This is a genomic window from Epibacterium sp. ABV4_022 (genome assembly GCF_056159345.1).
Genome location: NZ_JBSWVA010000001.1, coordinates 1,392,501 through 1,405,506 on the forward strand (window position 1 = coordinate 1,392,501; position 13,006 = coordinate 1,405,506).

Genomic DNA, 13,006 nt, shown 5'->3' on the forward strand with positions numbered 1-13,006 from the left:
ACAGCCAGAGCGGGTGACAGCCCCGTATAGGAAGCTCTGAGGGACGTATTAAGTAGGGCGGGACACGTGAAATCCTGTCTGAAGATCGGAGGACCACCTCCGAAGGCTAAGTACTCCTTACTGACCGATAGCGAACCAGTACCGTGAGGGAAAGGTGAAAAGCACCCCGACGAGGGGAGTGAAACAGTACCTGAAACCGAACGCCTACAATCAGTTGGAGGCTCCTTGCGAGCTGACAGCGTACCTTTTGTATAATGGGTCATCGACTTGGTCTTACGAGCAAGCTTAAGCCGTTAGGTGTAGGCGCAGCGAAAGCGAGTCTTAATAGGGCGCATGAGTTCGTGGGATCAGACCCGAAACCGAGTGATCTAGGCATGACCAGGATGAAGGTGCGGTAACACGCACTGGAGGTCCGAACCCACACCTGTTGAAAAAGGTCGGGATGAGTTGTGCCTAGGGGTGAAAGGCCAATCAAACTCGGAGATAGCTGGTTCTCTGCGAAATCTATTTAGGTAGAGCGTCATCCGAATACCCCGGGGGGTAGAGCACTGGATGGGTAATGGGGCCCCACAGGCTTACTGATCCTAACCAAACTCCGAATACCCGGGAGTACTAGATGGCAGACACACTGCGGATGCTAACGTCCGTAGTGGAGAGGGAAACAACCCTGACCTCCGGCTAAGGCCCCTAATTCATGGCTAAGTGGGAAAGCAGGTGGGATGTCCAAAACAACCAGGAGGTTGGCTTAGAAGCAGCCATCCTTTAAAGATAGCGTAACAGCTCACTGGTCTAAATAAGACGTCCTGCGGCGAAGATGTAACGGGGCTCAAGCCATGAGCCGAAGCCGAGGATGCACATAGTGCATGGTAGCAGAGCGTAGTGTGACATAGAACAGCTCCTCCTTAACGCCTTCGGGCGTATTGGAGGAACAGTTCTTTCGATGAAGCGGGCGCGTGAGCGATCCCGTGGAGAGATCACTAGCGAGAATGATGACATGAGTAGCGACAAAGAGTGTGAGAGACACTCTCGCCGAAAGTCCAAGGGTTCCTGCTTAAAGCTAATCTGAGCAGGGTAAGCCGGCCCCTAAGCCGAGGCCGAAAGGCGTAGGCGATGGGAACCAGGTTAATATTCCTGGGCCAGGAGGATGTGACGGATTGCGAAGGTAGTTTGCTCTTATCGGATTGAGCAGGCTGCTGAGCAGTCCCTGGAAATAGCCCTCCATCAGACCGTACCCTAAACCGACACAGGTGGACTGGTAGAGAATACCAAGGCGCTTGAGAGAACGATGTTGAAGGAACTCGGCAAAATACCTCCGTAAGTTCGCGAGAAGGAGGCCCGGGTTCAAGGCAACTTGGATCCGGGGGCACAAACCAGGGGGTGGCGACTGTTTATTAAAAACACAGGGCTCTGCGAAGTCGCAAGACGACGTATAGGGTCTGACGCCTGCCCGGTGCCTGAAGGTTAAAAGGAGGGGTGAGAGCTCCGAATTGAAGCCCAGGTAAACGGCGGCCGTAACTATAACGGTCCTAAGGTAGCGAAATTCCTTGTCGGGTAAGTTCCGACCTGCACGAATGGCGTAACGACTTCCCCGCTGTCTCCAACATCGACTCAGCGAAATTGAATTGCCTGTCAAGATGCAGGCTTCCCGCGGTTAGACGGAAAGACCCCGTGCACCTTTACTACAGCTTCGCACTGGCATCAGGATTGTGATGTGCAGGATAGGTGGTAGGCATCGAAACTGAAACGCAAGTATCAGTGGAGCCAACCTTGAGATACCACCCTTCGCACTCTTGATGTCTAACCGCGGTCCCTCAACGGGATCCGGGACCCTGCGTGGCGGGTAGTTTGACTGGGGCGGTCGCCTCCTAAAGCGTAACGGAGGCGCGCGAAGGTGGGCTCAGAGCGGTCGGAAATCGCTCGTTGAGTGCAATGGCAAAAGCCTGCCTGACTGCGAGACTGACAAGTCGAGCAGAGACGAAAGTCGGCCATAGTGATCCGGTGGTCCCGAGTGGAAGGGCCATCGCTCAACGGATAAAAGGTACGCCGGGGATAACAGGCTGATACTGCCCAAGAGTCCATATCGACGGCAGTGTTTGGCACCTCGATGTCGGCTCATCTCATCCTGGGGCTGGAGCAGGTCCCAAGGGTACGGCTGTTCGCCGTTTAAAGAGGTACGTGAGCTGGGTTTAGAACGTCGTGAGACAGTTCGGTCCCTATCTGCCGTGGGTGTAGGATACTTGAGAGGAGTTGCCCCTAGTACGAGAGGACCGGGGTGAACGATCCACTGGTGGACCTGTTATCGTGCCAACGGTAGTGCAGGGTAGCTATGATCGGAAAGGATAACCGCTGAAGGCATCTAAGCGGGAAGCCCCCCTCAAAACAAGGTATCCCTGAGGGCCGTGGAAGACCACCACGTCAATAGGCCGGAGATGTAAGCGCTGCAAGGCGTTCAGTTGACCGGTACTAATCGCCCGATTGGCTTGATCTGATCCAGTAAAAGACAGCCAAAACCAAAAACGCATACAATAAACTTGGACAACACGTTGATGATAAAATCGTCAACCCGTTGATCTCCTGAAAAGGACGATCAACACGTTGATGATCTCGATCCTGGAGTGCGCCATAAACCGGCAAGCCATCCGGAGGCTTACGAGACTTGATACTCAAGTCTCTCACAGCCGACCGAATAACCTCCTCAGGATCGAAGATTATGGGATGATTATTCGGTTTGGTGGCCAGAGCACAAGCGAAACACCCGGTCCCTTCCCGAACCCGGAAGTTAAGCGCTGTTGCGCCGATGGTACTGCGTCTTAAGGCGTGGGAGAGTAGGGCACCGCCAAACCTAATAATCACCCCAAAAACAAAATCCTCTCTAAACAAAACACAAAAACAAACACCGCGGGATGGAGCAGCCAGGTAGCTCGTCAGGCTCATAACCTGAAGGTCGTAGGTTCAAATCCTACTCCCGCAACCAATACTAATAAACAAAGGCCGCAGTCAAAAGACGAGCGGCCTTCTTGCTGTCCGCAGTACTCAACAATCCCAACAGCTTGCCGCGAACCGTAAGCGCGTCGTGCTCCTTTTGGGTGCGTGCAGTGGTCACCCAAAAGAACGCGCCCATGAAGCAAAGCGCTCCACTTCGGCAAAACGAGGATGATCGCCGCGGCTCACCGCCCAAAACCTTCTGCCAGGCAAACCCACGTCAGATAGGCGCACCAAGTGCCCGGCTGCGACAGCGGCGCCAGCCAAGACGCTGGACGCCAGTACCACGCCCTGACCGGCAAGCGCCGAGTCAATGGCATTGATTTCCTCGGAAAAGTGCTGTGTGATCTCCGGCACCATCGCCCCGAGCCCGGCTGCGCGAGACCAGCGCTGCCAGCTTGGTGACGCTTCCGCGCCGCAATTCCAACGGTACTCGATCAGCGGCAGGCGTAAAATACCGGCGTCATCGTTGATCGGAGTCCGGCGCAGAAGTTCCGGTGCGCAAAGCGGGACCAGCTTGTCTTGGAACAGCGGCAGCCAATGATCTTCGGGCTGCGCCTGGACGGCGTAGCGAACCGCAAAGTCGACATCGCTCCCCGAGAGATCTACCGGCTGGTTATCGGCCTCGACCTTCAGGTTCAATCCGGTCTGACTGCGCAACGCAGGCAGGCGCCGCATGAGCCAGAGGCTGGCAAAGGCCACCGTGACGGACACCGTTAGCGGACGGTCCGTCTCCTGCTGCGAAATCCCCGCGACGGCGCTGCTCATGCGGTCGAAACTCTCGCGCAGTACCGGGTACAATGCCGCGCCTTCTGCCGACAGGCGGATTGGGCGCGGATAGCGGTGGAAGAGTTTCACCTCCAGGATCTCTTCCAGCTGGCGGACCTGGTGACTGATCGCGGTTGGCGTCAGGTGAAGCTCGGCCGCTGCCCGGGCGAAATGCAGATGCCGCGCGGCGGCTTCAAAAGCACGTAGCGCGTGGAGCGGAGGCAAGCGCCGCATCGGTTCAATCCTTTCCGTTCGGGGGGGGGAGCCAGGGTGAATTTCACACACCCTGACCATGAGAAATTCGCTTTCGCCAAAGGGTTGGCCGCTTGGTAGGCACAATGTGCAGTGCATAAACTCAGGAGATTGCCCATGCCCACTCTGTTGCGAATTGATGCCAGCGCCCAGCTTGAAGAGCGCTCCCTCACACGTCATCTGACCGGGCTGTTCACGCAGACCTTTCTGGCGCAAGCACCGGACACGAAAGTGATCACCCGGGATGTCGGCCTGAACCCAATCCCTGCGATCGACCACAAATTCATCCATGCGGCCTTTACCCCGTCGGACGCGCGTGAGCCGTGGATGACCGAGCGTCTGGCCCTGTCCGACGAGTTGGTCGATGAGGTGATCGCGGCGGATATCGTCGTTCTGGGCGCGCCGATGTACAACTACGGAATGCCGGCCGCCCTGAAGGGCTGGATCGACCACATCGCGCGGATCGGTCGGACCTTTTCCTTTGACCTGGCCCGCGGCGACACGCCGATCGAACCGATCCTGTCGGGAAAACGGCTGGTGGTGCTGTCGTCGCGTGGTGAATTCGGCTTTGCCCCCGGTGGGCCGCGTGCCCATCTCAACGCGCTCGACCCGGCGCTGGCAGCTTGTGCGCATTATTTCGGCGTCGCGCAGGCGGATATCGAGACGATCGCGATCGAATATCAGGAATTCAAAGACGCGCGTCACGAGGCGTCGGTTGAATCGGCAGAGGGCCGTACCCGCTACCTGGCCATGAAACTGGCCGGTGGGGCGGTGCAAGCGGCCTGACACAACCCTTTGAAACGATAAAGCGGGGTGGCGCGGAACGACATCCGCGCCACCAATATGTTGTGCGGTCAGGTTCATTCGGGCACCCGGCTAAGCTTGACCTCCAGCGCGCTTGGCTCAGCATCTTCGCCATTGATCGGCAGAAGGTCCATCGGGCAGCAGGAAATCACCACCACAGCATCCATTTCAGCGCGGAACAGTACATGATCCCCTTTGCTCGAGACAGGGGGCCGCCATTCCATCGCGCCACCTTCGATGACGGGCGTATTCATCCAGAGGTTCAGCGGGCAGGGCACCGATGTCGGGCGCAGGCCGATGGCCCGCAGCGCCATGCGCAGGTTGTCGGTACAATTGTCGTGATACCCCTGATGTCCAAGTTGGGCGTACCGGTGAATATCGCAGGATGCGACAAGCGTGTCGTGAACGCCGGGTGAGCTGTCCTCAACCAGTGTCAGGATCGGGCGCCGCCGGTTGGTCACCAGCGCGTCGCCGGGACGTGGCGAAATGCGACGCAGCGTCGGACGCAGGTGCTCCATCGACAGATATTCATTGCAGTCCCTTTCGGCAAAGGCCCAGAAATCGCCGATCTGGCTGCCGTCGCGGTTGATAACCGACAGCAGGTCCCCCTTTTTCACGCGCATTGCCCGGCCCTGACGGGCGGGAATGGTGTAGGTGGTATCTGGGCTGAGGCGACCATCCTCTGCAAGCGTCTGATGTGCGCTCGGGTTTTCGCCGTCGGGTCGTGCGGCATCAAACGGGGTATCGCGGGTATCCATGTTTATTTCTCCATCAGGACGGGATGAGCGTAGGGGGCTGCGGGCTCACGATGCGGCTGCCAGGTGCCTTCGGCCTCCTGGCTGGCGGCATGGGCGGCGATTTCTTCCAGCGGTGCGAACCAGACATCGCCACGCGACAGCACCTCTTCGAGCCAGCGCTCCACCACGCGCCAGCGGGCCAGCCGCCCGGTCAGGAAGGGGTGCCAGATCCCGGTCCAGAGCCCGCCAGCCTCGTATTGCGCCTCGAACTCCTCAAAGGAGGCCTCCAGCCCGCGGCGTGGCGACATCACCGGCATCTTGTAGCCGATCTCGTCGAAATGCGCGAAAGGCGGCCAGTCATCGCTGCCCCAATGCACCGGCAATTCGAACAGAGAGCCGGCTGCGGTATCGATCCGATAGGGCAGATCGTCCGCCATCATCGAGCTTTCATAGGTCAGCCCGTGCTTTACCGCGAGCGACAGCACCTCGGGAGTGACATTATAGACCGGGGCGCGATAGCCGCGCGGGGTGGTGCCGGTCATCTGCCGGTGAACCTCAAGCGCGCGTTCGAACCAATAGGTCTGCTCCTCGGCGCTCTGTTCGGCGGGGTCTTCGTGCAGGTATCCGTGGTGGCCGATCTCATGCCCACCGGCAAGGATCGCCTCGACCGTTTCGGGGTATTGTTCCATCACCCAGCCGGGCATGAAAAAGGACTGTTTGAGCCCCAACCTCCGGTAGGTGTCCAGAATACGCGGCACACCGGAATTCGGACCATAGCGGCCCATGCTGATCGGGTAGAGGCGGCGGTGCCCGTCGTCCGGACGCGCGATGTGGATCAGGCTGTCGGCGTCCACGTCAAAGGTGATCGCACAGGCACAGCGGGCACCGTTTGGCCATTTTATCGGGTTACGGATCATGTCAGGGGTTCCTTTTGCATCAGCAGCGTTTCGACCATTTCTGCAGTGGCAAGCAGGGTGCGGTCGCTGTCTGGCGGACCGACCAGCTGCAATCCCACCCAAGCCCCCGCGTCCGTTTTCCCGATGGGGAGAGAAATGGCGGGCAAATCCAGCAGGCTGGCGGGCATGGTCAGACGTAGAGCCGCGGTATTTGTTGCGGCAAAGCTCTCGGGATCTTCCAGCAGCGGCCCCAGATGCGGGGCTTCGATGGCAACCGTCGGCAGGAGGTAGATGGTATCGGAGACCCGGACGGTTTTGCGCAACACTCTGGCACCCTGTTTGACGCGCGCGATCTTGTCCGGGTCCAGACCGGCCGACGCGCGCAGCCGCGCCGCGACAAAGGGGTCGAGATGAGGAGCGTTGTCGGTTTCGAGCAGATGCCCATAGGTTTCGACCGCCTCAATGGCGCCCGGCCAGCCGCCCGTGCGGATCAGCACCAGCGCCGCATCCAGAGGCGACTGTCTGGCGTGCTCCATCAGGACGCCCGCCTGTTCGAGTGCTGTGACCGCCGCCTTACAGCGCTGGGAGATCGGCGCGGCAACATCGCCCGCGTTGAGCGCGTCGCTGAGCACCGCAAGGCCTCTGGCCGCGTCTGGGCGGGCGGTGTCGCCGGACAGAATGGCATCCAACTCGATGATATCGGCAACCGAGCGGGCAAAGCTGCCGACCGTGTCATAGCTGGGCGCGAGTGGCATCACGCCGCGCATCGGATACCGTCCGCGCGTGGGCCGAAAGCCGACCACGCCCTGAAACGCCGCGGGCACCCGGCAGGAGCCTGCCGTATCGGTACCGACCGCGAGGCGGGTGATCCCGCGCGCAACGGAGGCCGCAGCCCCCGAGGAGGACCCGCCCGGCACCCGCCCGTCGAGGAGCGGAGTGCCGTGATGCGGATTGTAGCCGATGCCGGAGAACGCCAGTTCCGATTGATTGGTGACACCAATGCTGACCAGACCGGCCTCGCGGGCGCGCGCCACCACCTCAGCATCCGCTGCGGCAGGGGCCTCGGGGCGCCACTGGGCGGAGCCAGCACGCGAGGTGACGCCCTTGATCGCAATCATATCCTTCCAAGAGACCGTGCTCCCATCGAGGGGGCCCAATCTCTCGGTGCGACCATCGCTTTGACGTGCCTCCGCGCGGGCCCGATCCGGCAACAGGGACAGAAAAACCTCCCCTTCCCGACCGGCTCGACGCAGAGCCTCCATGGTCTTGTCGACAACAGACCTCATGCGGCCCTCACCCTGGGTCCCGGCCCCGATTGTTGCGCACGCTCCAGAAGAAAGCCGTCATCGGAGTGCCAGGATGCATAGACCCGCGCGCCGATGCTTGCGTCCAACTGCTCCAGATCCCGCTGCTGAAGCTGCGCCACAAGGCTGCGGCCTGATGCGGTTTCCAGGTGCAGATTGACGACGGCCCCGGCAAACTCCTCTGACACCAGCGTGCAGGCGATTTCGTTTTCGCCCCAGCCCGGCTCGACCGTCACGGAGATCCGGTCCGCCCGTACAGCCAGATCTGCGGCTGCGCCTTCGGCCAGCCCGCCGCTGTTGGCGAGCCGGACTTTGCCGTCGCGTGTGTCCAGAAAGCGTTTGCTGCCCTCGCTGCCCGATACCTTTCCTTCCAGCAGGCTGATCCCGCCGACAAACTGTGCAACAAATTTGCTGCGCGGCCGCAGAAAGATGTCCTGCGGGCTGCCAATTTGTTCGACCCTGCCAGCGTTCATGATGACAACCCGATCGGCGAGCGAAAAGGCCTCTGAATGGCTGTGGGTGACATAGACAAAGGTGATGCCGAGCTCGCGCTGGAGTTTCTTCAGCTCGCCCTGCATCTTGATGGCCATATGGGCGTCGAGCGCCGAAAGCGGCTCGTCCAAAAGCAGCACTTTGGGTTCCAGCACCAGGCTGCGGGCAAGGGCGACGCGTTGGCGCTGACCACCTGACAGCCGCGCGACATTGCGGTCTGCATAGGTGGAAATGCCCAACCGGTCCAGCCAGTCATCGGCGCGGCGACGGCGTTCTGGCCCGGTAACGCCGCGCATCTTTAGTCCGAACTCGACGTTTTCCCGCACGGTCATAAACGGAAACAGGGCCAGGCTTTGCCAGACCATGGGGGTTTCCCGCTCCCAGACCGGCAGTTGGTCGATCCGGTTGCCTGCAAGGGTGATCTCACCGCGGTCTGCGGTTTCAAGACCGGCAAGCATGCGCAGGCTCGTGGTCTTGCCGCAGCCGGACGGCCCCATGATTGCGATGAACTCCCCTTCGGCAATATCCAGCGAAAACTCTTCGACGGCGATGAAGCTACCATAGGACTTGGCAAGCCCCGCCAGTTTCAGATGTGTGTTGGTCATGATGTCTCCTCCTTGGACATAGCGCCGCCGCTCTGGCGCAGGACCACGGCAAGCGCGATCAGAACCAGCGTCAGCGTGACGGAAAAACTCAATGTGCCGATGACGTGGATGGTCGGGTCGACCTGCCCCTGAAGCGTGGTCAGAACCGCAACGGGAATGGTCTGATTCAAGCCGCCCGTGAACCAGGAGATCACATATTCGTCGAATGATACGGCAAAGGTGATCAGGAAGGCAGCCAAAATGGCCGGCAGCGTATGCGGCAGCACGATCCGGGCAAGGGCGGAATGCGGCAGCGCACCGAGGTTCTGGGCTGCGGTTTCCAGCGTCTCGTCCAGTTGCGCCAGCCGCAGACGGCAGACCGCCATCGCAAAGGGTGCGGCGATCACCACATGCGCGGCCACCACGGCGGCAAGCGTGCCGGCAATGCCGATGCGGGAGAAAAAGGCCAGCATCGCCAGACCCAGGATGACCAGCGGCACCGTCGGCGGCAGCAAGGCCAGCGCCAGCACGGCTTTCTGGCCAAAAAACCGAAACCGATAATCCGCATAGGCGGCGGCAAATCCCAGTGCGGTGGCGATCAGCGCGGTGATCCCCGCAACCGTCAGGCTGTTGCCGAGGGCCTCCAGCATGGCGCGGTCGGTCAGGACCTGCGCGTACCACTTGGTGCTGAACCCGGACATGCTGAGGCTTGGGAAGCGGTCAGCGCTGAAGGAAAACAGGACCGCCGACAGAATTGGTGCATAAAGCAGCAGGAAAACCAATGCGAGTCCGGCAACCCAGAAGGCTTTTGGCAAGGCGTGTTTCAGATGCGGAGGCATGTCTTATCCTTTCTCGCGATAGGCCCAGAGGACGGTTACAAAGGCGGTGACGAGCAGGCTGGCGATCATCAGCAACGACACCACGGCGGCGCGCGGCCATTGTTGACCGGCCCGGACAAGGTCCGTCACGAGGATTGGCAGGGTCTGGAAGGTGCCGCCGCCCAGATAGGAGGCGCTGACGAACTCCGCATAGGACAGCAGGAAGGCAAACAGCAGCCCCAGTGTCAGCCCGGGCCGGGCCGCGGGCAGGATGATGCGGAACAGGATGGCTCCGGGACGGGCGCCAAGGTTGGCGGCAGCCGAAATCCCGGTCCGGTTCACATTGGCAAGGGCGATGGTCTGCAGGATCAGCACCACCGGCAGCGCCAGCGTTGCATGGCCGAGAAACAGCGCGAAATAGGTGTTGAGAAGGCTTTCCCCCTTGCCACCAAACGCCTGAACAACCGAAGAGATCACGCCGCCTTCTGTCAGGAAGACCTGCCAGGAATAGATGCGCACGAGATAGCTTGTGAAAAACGGCGCGATCGCAAGCCCCAGCAGGATCAGCCGCTGGCGCGGGGCCGCGACAAAGGCCATCGCGTAGGACGCCGGGAAGGCCAGCAGCGAAATCGCGATCGCGCTGGCCATCGACAGACCGTAGCTGCGCCAGAAACTGGCCCAGAGGAAGTCGAGGCCGAGGACATACCGCCAGGCCGACAGCGTGGCATCCGGCGTCAGCCGGTAGTTCACCACGGACCAGAATGAAATCGCCACCAGCAAGCCAAGCGGCACCGCAAAGAACAGCAGCAGCCAGGCAGGCAGAGGCAGGACCCAAAGCGCCTGCCAGGCACGATTAAAGAGAAAGTGGAGCCGGCGCCCCGAAGTGCGGGCCGGAAAAGCAGGGGAAGTCATGTTGATATCTCCGATAAGGCTGCGGCCCCGACGACTGCGCCGGGGCCGGATCGGCCATCAGGCGTTCTTGTAACGCGTCCAGGCGTCGTTCCAGGCTTCCAGCGATTGCTGTACCGGAAGCTCCCGCAGCCGGATGCGCCCGGCGCGGATCTCATCGAGCGCATTGGGGCCGTTCAGTACCATGTTCTGGCGCTGCGCCTCTCCCGGCAGTTCATCATTCAGCCGCGCCCAGCCCGCCCGCGTCGGGATCATTGCCGGATAGGCCTTGAGCGTGGCGGTCTTTACCTGCCCCTCTGGCGACAGCATGTACTGGATGAATGTCCGGGCCAGATCCTGGTTTTCTGACCGCGCGCCGATCGACAGCGACTCTGTCCATTGCAGGCCGCCTTCTTCGGGGATGGTCGTGGTGACATCCGCACCATCGCGGGCCAGCACGCCGGTGATCCAGTCGCCGATGCCGGGGATCGCGGCTACCTCGCCCGAGCGCAGCGCCGACAGCATCCCGCCATAATCATAGAACCCGCGCACCTGCGGCCGGAGCGACATCATCGTCTCGGTCAGTTCCGCCCAATGCGCCTCATCAAGGTCAAACGGCGACGCGTTGCCATTGAGGAGGCTCAACGCGCCCAGGTTGGGCAGATGCCAGTCGAAATGGCCGATGCGTCCCTCGTGCTGCGGTCCCCACATGCTGCGATAGCTGCGGGCGTCCGCCTCGCTGATCGCGGCGCGGTTATGGGACAGCCCGAGGAAACCGAACCGCAAGAAGACCGCATAGGGCTGACCGTCGAACCAGTGGCCGCGGAAATTCTGAAACTCCGGGAAGAAGTCGTCGAACGGGTAGTCCTCAGGCGTCAGCGGTTCAATGAAGCCCGCTTGCTGCAATTGCACGACGTATTCCGCATCCGACAGGATAACATCGTAGGTTCCGGCCGGAGACTGCGCCATTTGCGCAAGCATTTGATCGCCGCCGACATACTCCTTGGCACGGATGCGAACATTGTGCGTCTCCTCGAATGCGCCGATCACATCGGGGTCGGCATGGCCTGCCCAGGTGAGCATCGACAGGTCACGGCGACCCTGTGCGCGCAGGACGGCCGGGGCGGTGATGACCGCCGCGCCCGCAAGCGCCCCCTTGATCAACCGCCGCCGGGTGGTGATAATATTATGTGTCATTTTTCCCTCCCTTTTCATTCCACAAGCTTCAGAAAGAGGAGGCCCAAAAACAAATGACCATTCGTCAGGCCAAGCTGAGTTTTCTTTGCGCAAGTGGGCGACGTCATGCGTAAACTACCGCCGTTAAACGCAATTCGAGCCTTCGAAGCGGTCGCCCGGAGGCTCAGTTTTGCCGAAGCCGCGGAAGAGTTGAGCGTCACCGCCACTGCCATCAGCCACCAGATCAGACATTTGGAAGCCTATCTTGGCTACCAAGTGGTAGAGCGCCGCCCCCGTCAGATCGCCCTCACTCCCGCCGGGCAAGAATTGTTCCCCAAGCTGCAGTCGGCGTTTGATATCTTGGGCGAAGCCTTCGCCATGCTCGACAAGGACGTCGAGCAATCGCTGGTCCGGGTCACGACCACATATGCCTTTGCGGAACGTTGGTTGGTTCCGCGCCTGCCAGATTTTTTCGACAAGCACGGCGAGATCCGGGTGGAGGTCGAAACCGACGACGACGTTTTGGACTTGCGGGTTGACCGGCTGGACCTGGCGATCCGATATGGCCCCGAGGCCTCGGTGAACGAGGACGTCGAGGTTCTGTTCTCGGATCGCTTCATTCCCGTCAGTCTTGCTGATCGTCCGGAAACCGGCGTGCAGGACAGCCGGCTGCTGGGCTTCCGCTGGCGCAACCCGGATATGGGCGGCCCGACCTGGGAAGAATGGTTCAAGGAAGCCGGGGAGCCGTTCCCGTCGGACCGCATTATCCGTTTCAGCGATGAAAGCGCCGCCTTTAACGCGCTGGATCAGGGGCTGGGGCTGCTTTTGTCCAGCAGCGCGCTAGTAGAAAGCGGACTGCAATCAGGGCTCTACCGGCAAATCTCAGGTCCTGATCTGCGCGGATTTGCCTATTGCCTTGTGCTCAATCCGCTGTCGCGCAACAAGCACGGCGTTAAGGCCTTCGCCGATTGGGTTCGGCACGCCGCGAAACAGATATGAGCCCAATCGCCCCCGTATCGACAGCATTCATCGTTCCACGTTTCACATATGGCCAGACATAGAACTGGGCATCTGGCGCACAAAAACTCTGGATCGCAATCGGTTCACACGCGCAATGATGCGTTGATCCACATGCCTCACTACCGATCAAGCAATCGGGACGTGCTTCGAAGAGTTTCAGCAATTGCCTGCGCGGGGTCGACCGATTGAAGGCAACAGCATCGCTGGCCGCAATGCTGTGACCCTGAAATATACTCCGTTACCGAGATGCTATTCTTCGGTTGTGCTTTCCAAGGCGGGAGCTCT

General features: G+C 60.5%; 10 protein-coding genes, 1 tRNA gene and 2 rRNA genes (1 of these 13 running past the window's edge). 5 read left to right on the plus strand and 8 right to left on the minus strand.

The features are described 5' to 3' along the window. The 3 genes from ACXAF5_RS06625 to ACXAF5_RS06635 form a co-directional block, all read left to right on the plus strand. Positions 1 to 2,488: ribosomal RNA gene (locus ACXAF5_RS06625) — 23S ribosomal RNA — on the plus strand (it extends 343 nt beyond the left edge of the window). Positions 2,489 to 2,727: 239 nt separating this feature from the next. Further along, positions 2,728 to 2,842: ribosomal RNA gene (gene rrf / locus ACXAF5_RS06630) — 5S ribosomal RNA — on the plus strand. A gap of 55 nt (positions 2,843 to 2,897) precedes the next feature. Further along, positions 2,898 to 2,974: transfer RNA gene (locus tag ACXAF5_RS06635), tRNA-Met, on the plus strand. A gap of 125 nt (positions 2,975 to 3,099) precedes the next feature. Here ACXAF5_RS06635 and ACXAF5_RS06640 read toward each other — a convergent pair. After that, a complete protein-coding gene (locus ACXAF5_RS06640; RefSeq protein WP_474945997.1) occupies positions 3,100 to 3,984 on the minus strand; it encodes a LysR substrate-binding domain-containing protein in 885 nt (294 codons plus the stop codon). Between the two features lie 135 nt (positions 3,985 to 4,119). Between ACXAF5_RS06640 and ACXAF5_RS06645 the strand changes: the two genes are divergently transcribed. Then, positions 4,120 to 4,788, plus strand: a complete 669-nt coding sequence (locus ACXAF5_RS06645; RefSeq protein WP_474945998.1) for an FMN-dependent NADH-azoreductase — start codon at positions 4,120 to 4,122, stop codon at positions 4,786 to 4,788. A 74-nt stretch (positions 4,789 to 4,862) separates the two neighbouring features. Here ACXAF5_RS06645 and ACXAF5_RS06650 read toward each other — a convergent pair whose 3' ends face one another. From ACXAF5_RS06650 to ACXAF5_RS06680, 7 genes are read right to left on the minus strand one after another with little or no spacing between them, the layout of a single operon-like run. Then, positions 4,863 to 5,564 carry a DUF1989 domain-containing protein gene (locus ACXAF5_RS06650; RefSeq protein ID WP_474945999.1) on the minus strand — a complete coding sequence of 234 codons (702 nt, stop codon included), beginning with the start codon at positions 5,562 to 5,564 and terminating at the stop codon, positions 4,863 to 4,865. 2 nt (positions 5,565 to 5,566) lie between these two features. Continuing rightward, a complete protein-coding gene (locus ACXAF5_RS06655; RefSeq protein ID WP_474946000.1) occupies positions 5,567 to 6,460 on the minus strand; it encodes a polysaccharide deacetylase family protein in 894 nt (297 codons plus the stop codon). Next, positions 6,457 to 7,725, minus strand: a complete 1,269-nt coding sequence (locus ACXAF5_RS06660) for an amidase family protein (RefSeq protein ID WP_474946001.1) — start codon at positions 7,723 to 7,725, stop codon at positions 6,457 to 6,459. The genes ACXAF5_RS06655 and ACXAF5_RS06660 overlap by 4 nt, the downstream gene beginning before the upstream one ends. Next, positions 7,722 to 8,840 (minus strand): ABC transporter ATP-binding protein, encoded by a 1,119-nt coding sequence (locus ACXAF5_RS06665; protein WP_474946002.1) that lies wholly within the window; start codon positions 8,838 to 8,840, stop codon positions 7,722 to 7,724. The genes ACXAF5_RS06660 and ACXAF5_RS06665 overlap by 4 nt, the downstream gene beginning before the upstream one ends. Further along, the gene (locus ACXAF5_RS06670) at positions 8,837 to 9,658 is read right to left on the minus strand and encodes an ABC transporter permease (protein ID WP_474946003.1); all 822 of its coding nucleotides are present in this window, start codon (positions 9,656 to 9,658) and stop codon (positions 8,837 to 8,839) included. Before ACXAF5_RS06670 ends, ACXAF5_RS06665 begins: the two co-directional genes overlap by 4 nt. A 3-nt stretch (positions 9,659 to 9,661) precedes the next feature. Beyond that, positions 9,662 to 10,549, minus strand: a complete 888-nt coding sequence (locus tag ACXAF5_RS06675; RefSeq protein ID WP_474946004.1) for an ABC transporter permease — start codon at positions 10,547 to 10,549, stop codon at positions 9,662 to 9,664. Positions 10,550 to 10,606: 57 nt separating this feature from the next. Continuing rightward, a complete protein-coding gene (locus ACXAF5_RS06680; RefSeq protein WP_474946005.1) occupies positions 10,607 to 11,722 on the minus strand; it encodes a polyamine ABC transporter substrate-binding protein in 1,116 nt (371 codons plus the stop codon). Positions 11,723 to 11,827: 105 nt separating this feature from the next. Here ACXAF5_RS06680 and ACXAF5_RS06685 point away from each other — a divergent pair, with 105 nt between their 5' ends. Then, positions 11,828 to 12,700, plus strand: a complete 873-nt coding sequence (locus tag ACXAF5_RS06685; RefSeq protein ID WP_474946006.1) for a LysR substrate-binding domain-containing protein — start codon at positions 11,828 to 11,830, stop codon at positions 12,698 to 12,700. The last annotated feature ends 306 nt before the right edge of the window (positions 12,701 to 13,006 follow it).